Raw genomic sequence first — 18,324 nt, forward strand, 5'->3', positions numbered from 1 at the left:
CAGAGGTGTTCGGTCAGATCCGAATCCGTAGGCAGTGGACACTGCTGCGTGATGGACTCCAGCGTCGAGCACGACCGCACCTCGGTGCGAGGGGGTACGTTATGGACAGTTCCGACAGATGTCGTCCGTCTACGGGTGACCCGGCAATTTTCTTCCTCGTTCGGTACGGCGCGCACTACGACGCCATCACTAGCATCCTCCGGTGCCTGGCGGGACCAGTCCGATGAGGAGTAGAGCACCTCGTGGATGCCCGATCGCCGTGATCGGTATGGCTGGCCGCTTCCCCGGAGCGGATGATGTCGCGCGATACTGGCAGAACCTCCTTGACGGCGTCGTATCGGTGAGCCGGACGACTGAGGGTTCAGTACCCGGCGGTACGCGTGACGGCCAGTTCGTCGGCGCGGTCGGCAAGGTCAGCAACGTCGATCAGTTCGACGCGGACCACTTCCGGTTGACGCCGGCAGAGGCAGTCATCATGGATCCGCAGCAGCGGGTCCTTCTGGAGGTGGCAGCCGAGGCCCTCGACGACGCCGGGTATGCGGGCGAGCGTGACGCCGTGGTAGGGGTGTTCGTCGGGTGTGGTGAAAACCTGTACTACCGCGATTTCGTGGCTCCTGAGGAGGCCGGCGGTGGGCGCCTCGGTGATGTCCGCGTCACGCTGGCGAACGAGAAGGACTTCCTCGCGCCCCGACTCGCGTTCAAGTTGGGCTTCACCGGGCCCACCATCACCGTGCAGACCGGTTGTGCCACATCGCTCAGCGCGGTGGCGCTCGCCTGCTCGTCGTTGGCTGCTGGGGATTGCGACATCGCTCTGGCCGGAGGCGTCAGTCTTCTGCCGCCAGATGTCGAGGGCTACACCTATCGTGAGGGTGGAATCCTGTCGGCGGACGGCTGCTGTCGCCCCTTCGATGTCGGGGCCTCAGGGGCGGTACCCGGGTCGGGTGCCGGCATCGTCGTGCTCCGACGTGACGACGATGCACAAGCTGAGGGTGACAACCGCCGGGCGGTGATCCATGGCTGGGCGGTAAACAACGACGGCGGATCACGTGCGGGATTCGCGGCGCCGAATGTCGACGGCCAGAAAGCGGTGATCCGGGCTGCCCTTGCTCGCGCCGGTTTTCTACCCGGCCAGGTCGGATACATCGAGACTCACGGCACCGGCACCGCCATCGGCGATGCCGTCGAATTCGAAGCACTGCGAGGGGTCTTCGCCGGTGATGGCCGCCCGCCCGGCTCGATGACCCTGGGCGCGGCGAAGGCAAACATCGGCCATGCCGACGCAGCGTCAGGCCTGGCCGGACTGTTCAAGGCCACTTTGGCGGTGGAAAGAGGCCTGCTGCCGGGGACGGCCGGGTTCGACACTCCGAATCCCGACCTCGACATGGCGTCGACACCCTTCGTCATGAGCGCCCAGACCGCTGCCTGGCCCGGGGACGGTCCCCGCGTCGCCGGAGTGAGTTCTTTCGGCCTCGGTGGATCCAATGCCCACGTCGTTCTCGGCCAGGCGGCCCGTGTGCCTTCGTCACCGAGCACGAGGCCACGCTCCGTGCTGGTGCTCTCGGCCCGAACCAGCGACGAATTGCAGCGGATGCGCGAGCGGTTGGCCGATCGGCTCGAGACCATGACGTCGACCGGCCCTGCTGACCTGGCCGACATCGCCTTCACCCTCGCTGTTGGGCGCGGGCGTTTCGTCAAACGCTGGTCGACGGTGGTCAGCAGCATCGCTGAGGCGGTCGCGAAGCTGCGGGCATCCGAGGAGAGCCGCCGGTCCACCGCCCGGATGTCGCTGGCCTTCTCCGGCACTCCTGCGGATCTGGTCGAGCTCGGGAAGCGGCTTCTCGCCGCTGAACCGCTGGTGCGTTCGGGTCTCGCCGAGTTCACCGGATCAGCGGAGTTGCACGGCCTTCCGACGCAGCGAGCCGGTGCACTGATGGCAGCGGTCCTCGGCCGGATACTGCAGCGGCTCGGAATTACCTTCTCCCGGGTGGACGCGCCGGTGTGGGCTCGGCCGGTCGCACACTGGCTGGTCAGCGGGGCAGACCCGGCGGCGCTGGCGGACGCGTTGGACTCCTGCACGAGCGGTGGCGAGAACGAGGACTGGGTTGCCCGTCATGACCCTGGTCAAGTGGTGGTCGGTCCGTCGTTCGACCTGGCTGAGGTGCTGGACGCGGTATGGCGAGCGGGCGGCGCGATCAACTGGGCCACCTACTATGCCGGAGAAGCGCGCCAGCGTGTTTCGCTTCCGGCCTACCCGTTCACCCGCCACCGATTCTGGCTCAATCGCCCGGTCCGTTCCTTCGCGCCGGCCGAAGGTATCTCGGGCGGATCAGCGCCGGAGGGCGGCGGGAGCATCGCCAGCTTCATCGAGCAGGTCTGGCGCGAGGTTCTCGGGGTCGAGCACATCCCGCTCGACGTGAATTTCTCCGAACTCGGCGGCGACTCCATCTATGCGGTGGAGGTGGGCGCCCGGCTCAGCGAGGGGCTCGGGCTCAAACTGCCGGTCGACCTGCCGTTCGTCGCACCAACCGTCGTCGACTCAGCGGCGTTCATCGAGAACAGTTTGGCCAAGCGGAATACAGGCTCATGACTGCCGTCAACGATGACACGGTTCTCATCCGAGGGTTGGATGTGACGGCCCGCCGGGGTGAGGCCGCAGCGCACCTCAGCGAACGTGCCACGGGCGGCATACTGCTGGAGACGCTGATCGGTCGCTACGTCATCGCCAGCGACGCAACGGTGCCCTGGCTGCTGATCGACGGTCGGCGCAACGTTCGTCGACTGCTCGACGGTGTCGCCGAGCAGTCGGGACTGCCACTCGAGGAGATTCGCCGACCGACGTACGACCTGTGCCGGCAGCTGCTCGAACTCGGTCTGGTGACAGTGGCCATCCCCGCCGACATCGACGCCCTGATCGGTAGTTAGGTTCCGGATGGCCCGCCAGTCGCTCACCCGCGTCGGACTTCCGCTCAGCGGCCACTCATTCGCCGGCGCCGCGGACGACGAGCTCTTCCAGCAGGCCGCGGGGGTAGCCAGGGAGGCCGAGGCCGCCGGCTTCGACAGCTCGTGGACGATGGATCATCTCCGCCAGATCGCCACGGCAGGGGGCCCAGACGAATCCGTCCCGGAGGCGTACGACACTCTGGCCGACCTCGCGGCGGTGACCTCGGTAGCCCGTCCCGGAGTGCTGGTCTCCGCCTGCAGATTTCAGAATCCGGCGGTGCTGGTCGAGATGGTCACCACCACCATCGACATCGTCAGTGGCGGCCGGGGCAGTGAGATCACGAAGACGTCGTCAGGCTGCGTGGTCATCGCCGGCTCCGGGTGGGAGCTGCACGAGTCGCTGCGGCACCAGGTTCGCCCACCGTCGGTACGACCTTGCGGGAGGCAATGAATGATTGATCGCGTACATGCTCCAGAGGCCGGTCTCGACCTTGAAGGCGATCCGGTCGAGGTTCTCCAAGAGGTGTGGAAGGAGGCCCTGAGCGTCGAGGAAGTCGACCCCGATGCCGGATTCTTCGACCTCGGTGCGACGTCGGCCGCAATCCTCAGCGTGGTTCTGGTGCTGCGTGAGCGCTGGCCCCACCTGAGGGTCGTGGACGTCTTCTCCCACCCGACGGTCAGGAATCTGGCGGCCTTTCTCGACGATGAGTAGGTCGAAGGCCGTGGAGCACGGTGATCGGCACGTCGGGTCCGTGGACCGTGGCGATGTCTGCCAACACCGCACTCCACCACCAAGGATCCGCTTATGTGCAGGCGGCCCTCCACACGCTGGGCGTAAGGGCGCATCCCTCGGCTCGACGGCGAACTCGTCGCCAGCTGCTGACCCGACCCTGACCCGGCGACACCGAACCGCGAGTTGGCGAACAACGATGAGGAGAACGCGTTGAATCATGTCGGAGCTGTCACGAAGGTCGACGCGCGGAGGCGTGGTCGTGGCCTTGAAGTCGCCGGCGCCGCTGGGGCCACTGCGGACAGTCTGACTGGCACGGCTGTGATTCCGGGCGGGGCCGGCCGATGAGCGGTGTGGGCATGCTGTCCCGGTTGAGCGGTGCGCTGCGGGCTCCAGAAGATCGCCGGCAGAAACTCCTGGCGCGAGCGACTGTCGTGAACACCATCGGCACGGGGATGTTCCTCTCGGCGGGAACCATCTTTCTCATCAAGTTCACCGGACTGAGCCCGGCAGCGGTCGGGACCGGGCTGACGGTCGGATCCTTGGCCGGCTTCGGGGCGGGGTTGCTGATCGGTGACTTTGCCGATCGCCGCGGCTCCCGGGAGGTCGTCATCGCCGCCATGTTGTTGGAGGCACTGGCGAGCGCGAGCCTTCTGCTGGTGGGAAATCTGTGGTCGTTGATCGCCGTGGCCGCCGTTGCCGCTATCGGAAGGGCGGGCGCGGGGAGCGCCCGCGGCGCGATGATCGGGGTACTGGCCGAAAAGGGCAAGGGCGCACGGTTGCGCTCTTACCTGCGTGCAGTGACGAACGTCGGGCTTGCGATCGGCACCCTCACGGCAGCCATTGCTCTCGCCATCGACACCCGTCCGGCCTATGTCTTCCTCATCGTCAGCGACACACTCACCTTCCTGCTCGCTGCGGCCATCCTGTCGCGGATAGCTCACCTTCCACCGACGCGAGTGGCCCAGAACCCGGACTCCGCTGAGAAACAACGTAGGTGGGTTGCTCTACGCGACCGTCATTATCTGGGTCTGACGCTCGCTGCCTCGATAGCGAGCCTGCAGGGCTGGGTGCTGGTCCAGGCACTTCCGGTGTGGATCGTGCTGAAGACGGACGCGCCGCGTTCGATGGCGGCGTTGGTGCTGTTCGTCGGGTCGATCACGGTCGCATTGATTCAGCTTCCCGCGACGCGCTCCATCGATGGTCCTCGGTCCGCGGCGCGTTTGATCACGCTGTCCGGACCCCTTTTTATCCTGGCGTGGATCATGATGGCGTTCTCTGCGGACCGCGCGGCGTGGATCGCCGTCGTGCTGCTGCTGGTCGCTGTGCTGGTGCACTCGCTGGCTGAGGTATGGCAGGTGGGCGGGACCTTCGAGTTGTCCTTCGCTCTGGCCCAGCCGGAGGCACAAGGGCAGTACCAGGGTCTCATGGGCCTGGGGCAAGGGTTCGCCGCCGCGGTTGCGCCGGCCATCGTCATCCCGGTCTGCCTCAACGGGGGTACGGCCGGGTGGATCGCGCTGGCGGTGGTGGTTGCCGTGGCCGGATGGGTCTGTGCGCTGATCGAGAAGCATTGGGCGAGTTCACGCACCGTTCTCAGCAGTTCGGCAAGCCCAAGCTGAATTCCCGACGCGCCGTATCGGGATGTATCGACGAGGAGGGCGGCGAACGTGGACCAGGAAGCTGCTGATGGGGCGCTCTCGATGACGGAAGCGCGAGTGCGTAGCTACTACGACTTGGTGGACAGCGGCGACATCACTGAACTGGTGCAACTCTTCGCTGAGGACGCGGTCTATCAGCGCCCCGGCTACCCGCCGATTCGAGGCAGGGGCGAGCTCGAGCGGTTCTACCGTGAAGAAAGAGTCATCAAGAGCGGACACCACGCGGTGGAGAGTGTGATGAGCTCACACTCTCGGGTGGCGGTGACCGGTTCCTTCGCAGGGACGCTGCACAGCGGCCAGGACGTGACCTTGCGATTCGCCGACTTCTTCGTTCTCGGCGAGGACGGAAAATTCTTCCGGCGCGACACCTATTTCTTCACGCCGCTCGTCTGAACACCGGCTGAGATCGCGGGATCACCATTCTCGCGGCCCCTTCGCCCACCGAGGAGAAGAAAGGATATCGACAATGTCGAACCTGGTAGAGGATGAGATCGTGCTGAAACTCACCGCGATCTGGGAGGCCGAGCTGGGTGTCGTTGTCACCCCCCAGGACGACTTCTTCGATCTCGGCGGTGACTCGTTGCTGGCGCTCGCGGTGGCCCGGCAGGCCCGGGCGGCGGGAATATCCATGCGGGCGGGAGCGGTCCTACGTCATTCCACGGTGTCGGCACTCGCGGATGCGGTGCGCAGGGGCGACGCGTGACCCGAGCGTCGACACACACATCATCACGAACCGTGCACGGTGTGTTCGCCGACCTTGTGCACTCCAGGCCCGGGGCGCTCGCCGTCGAGGACGACCGGGAGCGCCTGACCTACGCCGAGTTGGATCGCCGAGCGACGGCCCTGGCCGGAGTCATCGGCAGTCGTGGCGGCCAGGGCCGGTTCGTGGGTGTCCTGCTCGGCCGTTCGGCGCAGACGATCGTCGCGCTGCTGGCCGTCTTGAAGGCCGGCGGCGCGTACGTGCCGCTCGATCCGGCGTACCCCCGGGCCCGGATCGCCGAGATGATCGAGCAGTGCGGGTCCGCGCTGGTGCTGACGACTGCCGCCGTTCAGGACAAGGTCGGTGAGATTGCCGCGGACATGCTCTGGCTGGATCAGGTGGAGCACGAGGCGATGATCGACGTGTTCGTCGAGCCTGAGCGTCGGCCTTCGGACCCGGCGTATGTCATGTTCACGTCGGGCACCACCGGCCGGCCGAAGGCAATCGTGGTCTCACACCACAACGTGGTCAATCTGGCGACCGGCGTCAACTATGTGGATCTGAGCCCGGTCCGAACGGTGCTGCAATTCGCTCCGCTCTCGTTCGACGCCTCGACGTTCGAGATCTGGGGCGCCCTCCTCAACGGGGCTCGATTGGTGATCGCACCCGAGGATCTGCTCGAGAACGACCGGATGGGTGAAGTACTCGCGCACCATACGGTCGACACGATGTGGCTGACCGCCGCGCTGTTCCACCGGATCGTCGACACGGACCTCTCGGCGCTTGAACCGGTGACCCAGCTGCTCGCGGGTGGTGACGTGCTCTCCCCAGATCACGTGCGGCGGGCGCTGGAGGCGGTGCCGGGTCGAGTCGTGGTGAACGGCTACGGCCCGACCGAGACCACGACATTCGCTTCCTGTCATCGTATGTCGACGCCCGAAGATGCCGGTCATCCAGTGCCGATCGGCCAGGCGATCCCCGGGGTCCGGTTGTGGATCATGACGCGAGAGGGCCGGCCCGCCGCTGCCGGTGAGGCGGGCGAGCTGTGGATCGCCGGCGATGGAGTGTCACTCGGCTACTGGCAGGACCCCGCCGAGAACAGTCGCAAGTTCGTTCCCGAGCCGGGCAGTCCGCACTCCCGCGCCTACCGGACCGGCGACCTGGTCCGGGCGCGCGACGACGGGGCGCTGGAGTTCCTCGGTCGGATCGATGACCAGATGAAGGTTCGCGGGCACCGCATCGAGCCCGCGGAGGTGGAAGCCGCTTTGATCGAGCAGCCAACGATCTGCCGGGCGGCGGTCACCGCCCAGGAGTTCAGGGCCGGTGACAAACGTCTGGTCGCCTACCTCGTCCTGTCGCCCGGCGCCGAACTGCACGTGCCTCAACTGCGGCGAGCTCTGTCCGCCAAGCTGCCGGCTCACCTGATACCGGCCCGGTACGTGGTGCTGGACGATCTGCCCGTCACGAGGAACGGCAAGGTCGATCGGCGCGCGCTACCTGTGCCGGAATGGGTGACATCCACCGTGCGCCGATCGTGACAGGCGTTCCGTCGGTAGGCGCCCAGGGGGCGTCCCACTTACCGAGGAAGGAGCACCGCCATGGCGGTTCCGCACCCGTCGGACCGTGACCGGACCGCGCCCGGGATGCTGGCGTGAACGGGCCTCTGAGCCGGTTGTCGCGCAGCCTCGGGCCCGCGGCGTATGCGAATGGTGACCGGATCGAAGAGGTCGTCCGTCATCACGCACGACTCACCCCCGATGCTGCCGCGATACGACAGGCCGACCAGGTGCTCTCCTACCGTGACCTGGTCGCCATGGCGGACCGGGTGGCCTGTGGCCTGATGAAGCGGGGGGTCGGACCGGGCATGTTCGTCCCGGTGTGTCTGCCGCGCTCGCCAGAATTCGTCGGCGTGTTGCTGGGCGTGCTGACCACCGGCGCGGCCTACCTGGCAATGGATCCCCGTTGGCCGGGTGGCCGGCGCGAGTACGTACTGGCCGGTAGCGGTGCCGATTTCCTGGTCGCCCCGGAGGACGGCGCTCCCCCTCCGGTCGGTGTCGTGCGGCTGGGCGTTCCGGACCTGCTGGTGGACGGCATGGCGGTACCGCCGCCTGGGCTGAGCGGCGCGCAGGCCGCGTGCGTCTTCTATACCTCGGGCTCGACCGGACAGCCCAAAGGGGTCGTATCACCGCACCGCGGCTCGGTCCGGGTGCTGGTTGGTAACGATGACGTGCCCCTCGATGCCGACACGGTCTTCCTCCAGGCCGCGCCGTTGCCCTGGGACGGACTGTCGCTGGAGCTGTGGGCCCCACTGTTGAACGGCGGGTGTTGCGTACTGCTCGATGTGGACGCTCCGGCGCTCGACGTGGCGGCTCTGCAGAACGCCGTTGAGCAGGGCGTGAACAGTCTCTGGCTCACGAGTTCGTTGTTCAACGTGTTCGTCGATGAGGCGATGGACCTGTTTGGCGCCCTCCGGCTGGTCCTCGTCGGCGGCGAGCGCGTCTCCGTGGAGCACCTGCGGCGGCTGCTCGACCGGATCCCGGAGCTTGCGGTGGTGCACGGTTACGGACCGGCGGAGAGCACCATTTTCGCCACGACGCAGCTCGTCAGCCCTCGGTACGTCCGGGCGCCTGCCACCGATGTCCCCATCGGACGACCGGTGCCGGGCACCGGTGTGGTCGTCGTGGACGAGGCATTGCAGCCCTTGCCGGCGGGCCGACCGGGTGAGCTTCTTGTCTCCGGCGACGGTCTCGCCCTGGGTTATCTGGGGGACCCGGAGGCCACCGGGCGGGCTTTCGTCGAGCTCGACGGTGTCCGGCACTACCGAACGGGTGATCTGGCGGTCCTCGAGGACGGGATGTTCCGCTACCGCGGACGGCTGGACCGCCAGGTGAAGGTAAACGGCGTCCGGATCGAGCCCGGCGAGGTCGAAGCCAGCCTGGAACGGCATCCGGGGGTCCGGTCCTGCTCGGTCGTGAGAGCGGGGAGAGATGATCGACCCCGCCTGGTGGCCCTGTTCGAGAGCGCAGATCCGGTGGCTCCCACGGCGGAGGTGCTTCGGACGTTCGTTGCCGGGCAGCTTGTCCCGGCCATGATTCCCGCGATCATGCGCCGGGTCGACCATCTCCCGCTCGGGCCGACGGGCAAAGTGGACGTTTCCCAGGTGCAGGCGATGGCGGAGCTCATTGTCCGGGAGACGGACCCGGAGATCGGCGCCGGCGCGGCTTCGTCCTCTGATCCGGACATAGCGTTCCTCTCGGCCGCGCGTTCCCTGCTCGGCGTCCCGGACCTGCGGCTCGACGACGATCTGTTCATCGCCGGCGCCACTTCGCTGGACGTGGTCAGACTCGCGTCGCGGGCTGCCGTGATGTTGCCATCCCCGATCGGTCTGACGGATGTCTATCGAACGCCGACGGTTCAAGGGCTGCTGAACACGGCGGTCGAGCGGGCCGGAGCGGACGTCGGTCGGCAGGAAAGCTCCTCGGCGGCCGACGCGCCCTTGTCGCACGCGCAGACGCGGTTCTGGCTGGCGGAGCAGTTCCACCCCGGCGCTGCCGACAACATGGTGGTTCTCGCCTACCTGGTCACCGGCGATTGGGAACCACGGATACTGCGGATGGCCTTCGAGGATGTCATCGAGCGCCATGCCGTACTCCGAACGGTCTACCCCTCGGCGGGTCGGACGGCAGTCGCGCGGCTCGTCGCACCGACGCCGTTCGACTTCGAAATGGTTCCAGCTCGTGCTGGGGAGGACGTCGAGGCCGCGCTCCGGCGATTGACGGCGGACTGGTGGCAGACACCGTTCGATCTTGAGGTCGAACCACCTTTCCGAGTGAGGGTGAGTCGGCTCGGTGAGGACCGGTACCTGCTGGGTCTGCACCTCCACCACATCGCCTTTGACGGCTGGTCGGAACGGATCCTGATGGCCGATCTCGCGGTCGCTTATCGGGCCCGAGCGACCGATGTGCAGCCGATATTTCCGGATCTCCCGCCCTACGCCGCCTACAGCCGGAGGGAGCGCACAGGCGGTGAGACCGGCACCGCCACGGCGCTGCGCCAGTGGCGGGCTGTCCTGGAGCCGCCGATCGCCCCAGCCTTCGCGCCACCGCTCTCGCCCTCGCCTGACGGCCCGCGCATCGAGCTGAGCCGTGTGCTGCCGGATCCACTGGTGAGCGGGCTACGGGCGATCGCGTCCCGGTCGGGGTCGCCGACCGCCTCGGTGCTGTCAGCGGCGGTAGCTCGGGCAGTGGCTCGGACATTTGGTGTCGGGCAGGTCTGCGTCGGCACCGTCGCACCCGCAAGACCTGATCCGCACTTCGACGGTGTCATCGGCTACTTCGTCGAGCCGCTGCCCTTGGCGCTGCGTACAGCAGGGGAGTCAGCGGGCCGCCAGGTGCTGACCGAGTCGGCTGAACAGTTCCGGGGCGCCATGCAGCGACCGCTGGTTCCTTTCGACGACCTGGTTCGCGTGCTGGCTCCGGCCCGGGGTAGGCACCCCTGGTTCCAGACCTGGGCGGTCGTGCAGCATGAGCCGCCCTCGGGCGAGCTGAGACCAAACGTACGGTACCGGCCGCTCCGGGTTAGCCCGCCTTCGACCGCCATGGAGCTTTTGATCCATGCGATCCCGCAGGGAGAGGGCGGCTGGGAACTGGTGGCGTCCTGCCGGGCCGACGGCATCGGTGGGACCGCTCTGCGCGACTTGCTGAAGACCTTGACCGAGGTGCTCGCACAGTACGCCGGCGAGTTCAGCCGGTCGAGCATGTGATCTGCCTGCCGAGGCCGCGGCGTTGTACGGCGCCGGCCATGGGCGCTGCCAGCAGGGCGGCTGCTTGCGGGGCTGGCTGCTCCGTACCGGCGGCGGACTGGACAGGCCCTGGTCTTCCTGGTGGCCGTGAGACGTTCTCTCGGGTCGATCCGTCGGGCGCAGCCCGCGATCGCCACGAAGGAGGGCAGAGACCTGCCGGTTCGAGTGCTGCTGGGAGGCCGCCGCTGGCCCGCTGCGGTCGGCCTCCTCCGCCGGCCTGGCCGGCTCGGTCGCGAACCGGTCCGGCTGAGGGCTCACTCGTGTCCTGGCTCGGTGCTCCCCAACAGGAGAGAGGCAGTGTCCACGATGGTCCTGTGTACGTCTTCGACGGCACCGTCACCGTCGAAGTGATAGACGTCCTCGTCGTTGCGCAACAGCGCCAGGTATCTCTCCGACACCATCCGATGGAACTCGACTCCCTTCTTCTCGATGCGATCGGGGACGTCTCTGCCGCTCAGCCTCTTCTTGCACTCCTCGGGCGACGTGTGGACGTGGAAAATGATGGGACGATCTCTTCCTTTCCAGATGCTGCGTTGTATGTAATTGATGAGCTCCACGTCCTCGTCATCGTTTCCCTGCATCGAGAGGATCGACAGGAAGAACCTGTCGACGATTATCACCTCGTATTCTTCTTCCTCCCATGCCGCAAGGCCATCCAGAAACGCCTGCCTCGCCGCGCACAGCAGCAGGATCTCCACCGTGTTGCTGAAGGTGTTGTTGATGAAAATCTCGCGGAGCAGCCTGCCTCCGTCGCTGTCGAAGACGTGCTTGTACACGCTCTTGACGCCGCAGCCATTCAGATGGGCATTCAGAAGCTTCGCCTGGGTCGTCTTGCCGCTGCCGTCAATGCCCTCAAATACAATCCATATCGGCTTGTTCATCGAATTATCGGCTCCCCGTTGCCTCGCCCGATGCGCTGCCGACTCCGTTCAATGAGACCCGGCGTGCTTTATCCTGGTATCTGGATTATGGTTCTGTGACGGCGCGGTTCCTCAGGGTGTCGGCGGGATCCGCCCCGCTTTGTCCCGTCGCCAAGTTACTGCGCCGTCCAATCGGCGGAGCCTACCATTGCAAGGTTCCAAGCGCTGCCCCCATGAACATGCCGCTCGGCCTAGCGCATCATCGTCGGTCGATCGACGGGGGCGATTGGACCACCGGCGCCGGCGTGGCGGTGCGACGGCCGACTACCAGCCAAACTGCGATCCAGCAGTCGCGGTTTAAGTACTGGCCCTGGTGGCATCGCATACGCCCGGGTCGTTGCGACAGCTCGTGGAACTCACCTAACATCACCGGTTCGGTGCGCCCTCGAACGCCCAAGCCGGATCTGCCTCGCTGCCGAGGCAGATCGTCACAACTTCAAGAAACCAATCTACCTTTCAAGGTGACGAGCAATGGAAACAAGCAAATTCGACCACATCGCCTGGTGCGATCTGGAGACGGTCCAGCTGAAAATTCATTCCCGCTCGCCGTGGGACACGAAGATGGTCAGCATCCGGGAGGTGCCGGATCCGACGAAACCGACGGTCAACATCTTCATCTGCTGCGAGGACGACGTCATCTTCGATGATCCCACGACCTACCGGGAAAAGATCATGCGCCAAGGGTCCTACCGAGGCCACACCTTCGGACGGCCCGCGAGGCTCAAAATCATAGATGACAGGAACATCGCGTTCTCCCACCATGATCCCGGAAAGATCATCTGGAGTTACATCATCAAGTACGTGCTCACGGTGTGCGCCCTGAAGTCGGAGATGCTTCACCTCAAGGGGGCGGCGGTCGCCTATGAAGGACGAGCATTCATGCTTCTGGGGCGAGGCGGAAGTGGGAAGACCGAGCTGGTGAAGGCCCTGTGCCGAGGTGGAGCCGCATTCGTCGCGAACACCCACCTGATCGTCGACGGTGACTCGGTCTGCGGCGTGAAGTCAAATATCCGGGTGCGAGAGGGAGGCCGAGAACTCTACGTCCCCCTAAATCGGCAGGACTTCGACGTGCACGAGGGATGGCTGCCCATCGGAGGAGTGTTCTGGGTCAAGTACCGAACGGACGGGGAGACATTGGTAGAGGCCATGCCGGCCAGCCACGCCCGAGCGAATCTGCAGTTCTTTTCCGAGGCGGTCAGGAACTGGGAGTTGAAGGAGGACATCGCGGACTACTTCGGTGCAGATCCGTTCGCGTTCGGCGAGCACATGAATCGGGTGGACAAGATGCTGGACGACTTCTGCGAAAGCCGCGACGTCTATTTCATGAACCTCGACATATTCGCTCCCGGCGGCATGGGGACACTCCTGTCCGCCATGGACCTCGCGTTGGCCACGACCGCGTCGGGCAGGAGCCGTCGCAACCGCTACAATGAGGCCGCTCTCCAGAACAGTGCTCATCCCGTCCCCTGAGTAAGAGGTGCCGCCTTGATTGCTCGACCGGCCAGCGAGTCGCCAATCTTGGATAATTGCCTGACCGATGCGCAGTACCCTGAACTGCCGGGCTTCACCCGTAACAAGGTGCGTGACTCCTACCAATTGCCGGATCGGCGACGGCTGCTGATCTCGACCGACCGCCAATCCGCGTTCGATCAGGTTCTGGCCGCAGTGCCGTACAAGGGACAGGTGCTGACCCAGACGGCCCGGTACTCCTTCGATGCGACCGCGGACGTATGTCCCAATCATGTGATCTCCTACCCGGACCCGAACGTCGTCATGGTCAAAGACCTCGACATGCTGCCGATCGAGATCGTGGTCCGGGCCTACCTCACGGGTTCTACGAACACCAGCATCTGGCCGATGTACGCCCGAGGTGAAAGGGTGTTGTACGGCATCGAGTTCCCCGACGGCCTGAAGAAGAACCAGCGGCTGCCCGAACCGATCGTCACGCCGACCACGAAGCCCGCTCAGGGCGGGCATGATGTGCCGATCACGGCTGCTGAGATCCTGGAGTCCAAGCTGTTGACGGCCGAACACTGGCACGAGCTGACGCAGAAGAGCCTGGCGCTGTTCGCCCGCGGGCAAGAGCTCGCGGCCAAGAGGGGGCTCATCCTGGTGGACAGCAAGTATGAGTTCGGTCTTGACGAAGACGGCGCCGTAGTCGTCGCGGATGAGATTCATACGCCGGATTCGAGCCGCTACTGGATCGCCGAGACCTACCAGCAGTGGCTCGAGAACGGTCAGGAACCGGACAGCCTGGACAAAGAGTTCCTGCGTCTGTGGGTCGCCCGTCAGTGCGATCCCTACAAGGATCCCATTCCGGAGATCCCCGCCGAGACCTTGATCGAGTTCAGCAACAAATACATCGCCCTGTACGAGCGGCTGACCGGTCTGACGTTCCAGAAGGCCGACCCTGCCGTCTCAGTGCGCGCCCGCATCCGCGAAGCGCTGGCCAAAGAACTCCCCGAGTATTTCTGACGGCACTGCCTGTGGACACTCCAGGCCGACGCGACGGCGTCGGCCTGGAGTGTAAGCCATCAGCTTGCGCCGAGGACGATGTCCTTCAGCTCGCTGAGGGTCTCGATCCGATGGATTGCCTGCGAAAAGTCCTGCATCTTCGTGAAGTCGTTGTGGACGATGACGCAGTCGATGCCGGCAGCGGCGGCTGAGGCGAGCCCTCTGGACGAATCCTCGACCACCAGTGTCTCTTCTCGGGTGGCGCCGAAGCGTTTCAAGCCGGTCAGGTACGGCTCCGGGTGCGGCTTCGCCAGCGTGTAGTCCTCTCGGGCCAGCACGAAGTCCATGAATCGACATATCTGGCGCTTCTCGTGGATGACTTCGAGGTCCGCCCGCTTCGACGTCGTCACGATGGCCATCCGGACGTGTTTCGAGAGTTCGCCGAGCGTCTCGACAACGCCCTCGATGTCGATGGGTTCGGTGCGCAGATACTCCTGATAGTACTCGTTCCGAGCCGTACGCAGCCTCTTGAGGGCCGGACCGTCGAGGCCCGCCGCCCTGGCCGGACGCCAGGTCGCCGAGCCCAGCGCCATGTCTCGAAGGTATTGATCTCTGTCCAGGGTGAGGCCAATGTCCGCCAAGGCGCGAGCCCCGGCTGCGTAGTACCAGGACTCGGTATCCACCAGGACGCCATCGTTATCGAAGAGAACGTACTTCTTCACTCGCTTGAAGCCCTTCCGCAGTGGGCGCGGCCACATGCGCCATCACGAATCAACGGCAATCACTGACAGGGCAACGGACCTCTGAGGCCCGCTTAGCGGCGATCGCGTTCTCCAGATTGATCCCTCGGCCGGAGCCGCTGGCTCGTCCGACGCTCGAAGGGTGACCTCTCCTAATGCGGCAGGAACCTGACGGGGGTGTCTGTCTGGCCGACACGATCGCACGCTACGTCGTGGATCCTGCTAGTAGGGCCGAACTTGGAAGATGTACAATCTCTCGTCCTTGATCCCCCATTCGATCTGCACCTTGCGGGAGAACTGACGTTCGAGGTCTACCGCAGTCTTCGCCAACGACTTGAACAGCCTCGCAAGAGGCTCGGTGATGATCGCCGGATACGCGCCATAGTTGTCCTTGCCGTCGATGACGTCGACCTTCTTGATGTAGGAGATCAGCGGAGTGACGTCGCCCTGCATCAGGTGGTACAGATCCCCGACTACGTACTCGAGCAGCAGGTAATCGTAGCCGTCGAAGGCGTTGGAGGTCAGGACCACGCCGGAGATGTCTGCGGAGATCATCTCCTGCACCACTACGGACATGTCTCCTTCCGCTCCCCCGTAGCGGTCCACCGAATCAGCTCGCTGCGAAGCGTATACAGCCTTGGCCAGTTCGATGACCTTGTGGGGATCGCCGGCGTCCACGTTCACGTAGCTCTCGAACAGGCCGGCATATGAGCCGGTGCTGCTGTCCTCGCTCGCGTGGGACGACCGAACCACAACTTGATCGCATTTCAAGGAGGCAAGCCTGTTCAGTACGACTCCCTGAACCTCCTCCTCATCGATGCGTCGCATCGCATGACTGGGTATCACGAAGCCTTCCGCAATTCTGGCCGTCTTGTTGATCCTCATCAGGTTCGCCGCCTTGGCGCCCACCTCGTCGGTGGCGTAGGACCGGTCGCTGTCCAACTCGACCACCAGTTCAGTCATTGCCGCCTGCAACTGTTCGGCATTGACCAGCCTTATGACACCGCGATCGAAGTCGACCTCGATGTGGTCACCCGTTTCCAAGGCGTCCAAGAGGCCGTTGACGCTGATCATGCTGTTGATGCCCAGTTCGCGGCAAAGCACTGAGGCGTGCGAGGTGTACCCACCGTACTGGGTGATCAGCGCTCCGAAGCCCCGCAGTTTCGGCACGAGGTACGGTCGCAGGACGTTGGTGATGACGGCGACATCCCCTCTGGCCTCGTTTGCCTCTATGAACTCGTCGAAGCTGCTCAGGCCTTCTTCGTGCTGTTCGACCTTCTTGACACGGTATCGCTTCGACCCAGCCCCGATGAGGACGTCTCCGGACAGCTCGTGTGAGGAGCCTCGGCCGCCCGCCACCTCGACGTGCGGCGGCAGCGAGTTCGAGAAGGAGATGTCATCGCCGTTGAGTTCGAACACTGACAGCCCTCGCCGTATCGCAATTTCGGCATCGGGAACTCTTCGACCGCTGCGGATGAAGTCGGCGATCTCGTCTATCCGCATGTAGTCGAACTGGTGCTTTCCGACTTCTTGTATGAGTTCTCGCAGGAAGCGACGCCGTACGGTGACCTTGAACTTCTGGAACTCCTCCCGCATCAAGATCTTCAGATAAGACAGTTCGCAGGTGTGTCGGATGAGCATTCTTGTCGAGTCACTCAGGTGCAACGCGGAGGCGGTCCGCTCACTCCACGTCTCAGCATTGGCGTATCTAAGGTGCAGGTTGTCCAGAAACGCCTGCTCCAGCCGTACGCTGTCCGGAGTCTGCCGCAGAAGATGCTCTCTGACCTCGTTCGACGTGATGCCGTTCGGGCTCGCGGACGAGATGGTCGTCGATCGGTAGTTCTCAACGAACCGCTCGACTTCCTCGTCCACGCTGTGGCCGCCCAGATACTTCTGAGACATGGCCAGCATGTCCACCGTCTGCAGGTGGGTCAGCAGTTCATTGTTGTTCGTTGCGAACAGCGAATCCTTGATCGCTTTGGCCGCGAAACGCGTGTCCGGTGGGAGTTCCGCATCCACCAGGTCGAAGACGTTCTGGTAGAAGGTGTCGGTGATGACGGAGTTGTAATACGCGATGTACTCGCACAGCAGGTCGCAGTACAGATCGAACTGCTCGGACAGATTCAAACCGGCGAACGCCTCGTCCGAGTGTCGCAGCCTCGCCATGACGTTGTGGATTTCCGAGACGCATCGATCATATTGGGCCTGGTTCAACAAGAATTTGACGATGCCCGCTCTGACGTGAGCCAGTTGCGCTTCATCGAAATAGCCCTTGTAATACCTGCTGGTTCCTGTCGAAAGGTAATGCTCGATGTCGAGGTTCGCCATCGAGCCGTTGTACCTTTGTAGCGCTCTGACGTTGCTCTCTTCTATCATCAGGGCCCAGCTGCCCTCATCCAGAAGTACAAGTTTCTTGACGGACATGTCAGGCGTCTCCCGTGGATGGAAATGTGTGAGTCAGAAGGCTGATAGCGTGGAGAATTGTCGGCAGCGGTACAGGGGGCCGAACGGACCTCTCCGCAAGGAATTCCGCGCTGCGATGAGAACAGTCGTGGCCGCGCTCGTTCACCAGAACCTCCCCGTCGTGCCGAGCCTGGCCTACGCAATTTCGCAGACAACATAGCGACAGGTTGTGGGGTTGACAACCCGCGTTGCCCTCTCGGCCACCCGCTCCTCGGGCGCCGTGAGGAGCATGCGGAGATAAGGTGTCACGAACCTGGGTGGCGCTTGCGACCATCCCTTGTGGTCGGGTAGCTTTCAGGCCGGCAAACCTGGGGCGTGCGAAGCCTGTGCGCTGTTCAGTCTGCCGATCCACGGGGGCATAGGAGGCGGCGTGACCCTACTCGGTCATGTCACTCGTGCTGACCTCGGTTCGGAACAAGCCGTAGGCGTTTGCCTCATGGACTGTCAGAGCACGTTGTCGCCGGTTTGAGGTAGACCTGCTGGCTGCTCGACCACGTGTGGCCGGCGGGCAAATGGCGCGTCGTGGCTACCCGTCGGGCCTGAGCGGCGCCCGCTGGGCTTGGGCGAGCCGCTGCTGCCGAAGCTGAGTGCCGACGGGCGGCTCCAATGGCACCCCGGGCGAGAGATCGTGCACGCGATCCGGTACGTCGTCCGGTCTGGTCGCCTGTGTTCACCTGGACCTAATCAACGCCCGCTCAAGCACGCTCTCAGGCCGCCTGGCACGCCTGCGCGTCCGGAGCCGGCCGGAAGATCTCCCGGCATGCGTCGCCCTCCACCGCCCCGGCAAACGCTGGCCCGGCGTTCGCGTCGCGACATGAGTGAGCCGTTTTCATCCTGAGTAGCGGCTGGTCTCGACGCGGTGCAGGACGAGGATGGCCTGCACGATCGCCGTGGCGCGGCGGGGACAGCAACGCAGCT

General features: G+C 64.7%; 14 protein-coding genes and 1 pseudogene. 11 read left to right on the plus strand and 4 right to left on the minus strand.

Annotated elements, in window-relative coordinates; translation table 11 throughout:
* Positions 1–223 precede the first annotated feature (223 nt).
* The 9 genes from SM452_RS29385 to SM452_RS29425 all read left to right on the plus strand — a co-directional run bounded on the left by SM452_RS29385 (position 224) and on the right by SM452_RS29425 (position 10,790).
* Complete coding sequence (locus tag SM452_RS29385) at positions 224–2,587, plus strand: beta-ketoacyl synthase N-terminal-like domain-containing protein (RefSeq protein ID WP_463841143.1); 2,364 nt, start codon at positions 224–226, stop codon at positions 2,585–2,587.
* Positions 2,584–2,922 (plus strand): hypothetical protein, encoded by a 339-nt coding sequence (locus SM452_RS29390; protein ID WP_463841129.1) that lies wholly within the window; start codon positions 2,584–2,586, stop codon positions 2,920–2,922. Before SM452_RS29385 ends, SM452_RS29390 begins: the two co-directional genes overlap by 4 nt.
* 7 nt (positions 2,923–2,929) lie before the next feature.
* On the plus strand, positions 2,930–3,391 hold the full coding sequence (locus SM452_RS29395) for an LLM class flavin-dependent oxidoreductase (protein ID WP_463841130.1): 462 nt from the start codon (positions 2,930–2,932) through the stop codon (positions 3,389–3,391).
* Positions 3,392–3,652, plus strand: coding sequence for a phosphopantetheine-binding protein (locus SM452_RS29400; protein ID WP_463841131.1), 261 nt, complete (start codon positions 3,392–3,394; stop codon positions 3,650–3,652).
* A 377-nt stretch (positions 3,653–4,029) separates the two neighbouring features.
* Positions 4,030–5,289 (plus strand): MFS transporter, encoded by a 1,260-nt coding sequence (locus tag SM452_RS29405; protein WP_463841132.1) that lies wholly within the window; start codon positions 4,030–4,032, stop codon positions 5,287–5,289.
* 48 nt (positions 5,290–5,337) lie between these two features.
* Positions 5,338–5,721: a nuclear transport factor 2 family protein gene (locus SM452_RS29410; protein WP_463841133.1), complete on the plus strand. Its 384-nt coding sequence runs from the start codon at positions 5,338–5,340 to the stop codon at positions 5,719–5,721.
* Between the two features lie 73 nt (positions 5,722–5,794).
* The gene (locus SM452_RS29415) at positions 5,795–6,031 is read left to right on the plus strand and encodes a phosphopantetheine-binding protein (RefSeq protein ID WP_463841134.1); all 237 of its coding nucleotides are present in this window, start codon (positions 5,795–5,797) and stop codon (positions 6,029–6,031) included.
* 32 nt (positions 6,032–6,063) lie between these two features.
* On the plus strand, positions 6,064–7,566 hold the full coding sequence (locus SM452_RS29420; RefSeq protein ID WP_463841135.1) for an amino acid adenylation domain-containing protein: 1,503 nt from the start codon (positions 6,064–6,066) through the stop codon (positions 7,564–7,566).
* Between the two features lie 113 nt (positions 7,567–7,679).
* Positions 7,680–10,790, plus strand: coding sequence for an amino acid adenylation domain-containing protein (locus SM452_RS29425; protein WP_463841136.1), 3,111 nt, complete (start codon positions 7,680–7,682; stop codon positions 10,788–10,790).
* 293 nt (positions 10,791–11,083) lie between these two features.
* Here the strand turns inward: SM452_RS29425 and tmk are convergent, their stop codons facing one another.
* Positions 11,084–11,710, minus strand: coding sequence for a dTMP kinase (gene tmk / locus SM452_RS29430; RefSeq protein ID WP_463841137.1), 627 nt, complete (start codon positions 11,708–11,710; stop codon positions 11,084–11,086).
* A 510-nt stretch (positions 11,711–12,220) separates the two neighbouring features.
* Here tmk and SM452_RS29435 point away from each other — a divergent pair.
* Together SM452_RS29435 and SM452_RS29440 are read left to right on the plus strand one after the other, a co-directional pair.
* A complete protein-coding gene (locus tag SM452_RS29435) occupies positions 12,221–13,219 on the plus strand; it encodes a hypothetical protein (protein WP_463841138.1) in 999 nt (332 codons plus the stop codon).
* A gap of 15 nt (positions 13,220–13,234) precedes the next feature.
* Positions 13,235–14,224, plus strand: a complete 990-nt coding sequence (locus tag SM452_RS29440; RefSeq protein ID WP_463841139.1) for a phosphoribosylaminoimidazolesuccinocarboxamide synthase — start codon at positions 13,235–13,237, stop codon at positions 14,222–14,224.
* A gap of 59 nt (positions 14,225–14,283) precedes the next feature.
* On the opposite strand, the gene SM452_RS29445 is transcribed toward SM452_RS29440, so the two are convergent.
* The 3 genes and pseudogenes from SM452_RS29445 to SM452_RS29455 all read right to left on the minus strand — a co-directional run.
* Entirely contained in the window at positions 14,284–14,925 is a 642-nt protein-coding gene (locus tag SM452_RS29445) for an HAD family hydrolase (RefSeq protein WP_463841140.1), read from the minus strand.
* A gap of 240 nt (positions 14,926–15,165) precedes the next feature.
* Positions 15,166–17,367, minus strand: coding sequence for a PEP/pyruvate-binding domain-containing protein (locus SM452_RS29450; protein ID WP_463841141.1), 2,202 nt, complete (start codon positions 17,365–17,367; stop codon positions 15,166–15,168).
* 868 nt (positions 17,368–18,235) lie between these two features.
* A pseudogene (locus tag SM452_RS29455) lies at positions 18,236–18,324 on the minus strand (IS5/IS1182 family transposase); the annotation flags it as partial.

The organism is Micromonospora sp. SYSU B005 (genome assembly GCF_055362685.1).

What these genes read in the sequence shown, in the direction of transcription:
- SM452_RS29385 (WP_463841143.1), top strand. Translation starts at nt 224, where the DNA reads ATGAGGAGTAGAGCACCTCGTGGATGCCCGATCGCCGTGATCGGTATG.
- SM452_RS29390 (WP_463841129.1), top strand. Translation starts at nt 2,584, where the DNA reads ATGACTGCCGTCAACGATGACACGGTTCTCATCCGAGGGTTGGATGTG.
- SM452_RS29395 (WP_463841130.1), top strand. Translation starts at nt 2,930, where the DNA reads ATGGCCCGCCAGTCGCTCACCCGCGTCGGACTTCCGCTCAGCGGCCAC.
- SM452_RS29400 (WP_463841131.1), top strand. Translation starts at nt 3,392, where the DNA reads ATGATTGATCGCGTACATGCTCCAGAGGCCGGTCTCGACCTTGAAGGC.
- SM452_RS29405 (WP_463841132.1), top strand. Translation starts at nt 4,030, where the DNA reads ATGCTGTCCCGGTTGAGCGGTGCGCTGCGGGCTCCAGAAGATCGCCGG.
- SM452_RS29415 (WP_463841134.1), top strand. Translation starts at nt 5,795, where the DNA reads ATGTCGAACCTGGTAGAGGATGAGATCGTGCTGAAACTCACCGCGATC.
- tmk (WP_463841137.1), bottom strand. Translation starts at nt 11,710, where the DNA reads ATGAACAAGCCGATATGGATTGTATTTGAGGGCATTGACGGCAGCGGC.
- SM452_RS29435 (WP_463841138.1), top strand. Translation starts at nt 12,221, where the DNA reads ATGGAAACAAGCAAATTCGACCACATCGCCTGGTGCGATCTGGAGACG.
- SM452_RS29450 (WP_463841141.1), bottom strand. Translation starts at nt 17,367, where the DNA reads ATGTCCGTCAAGAAACTTGTACTTCTGGATGAGGGCAGCTGGGCCCTG.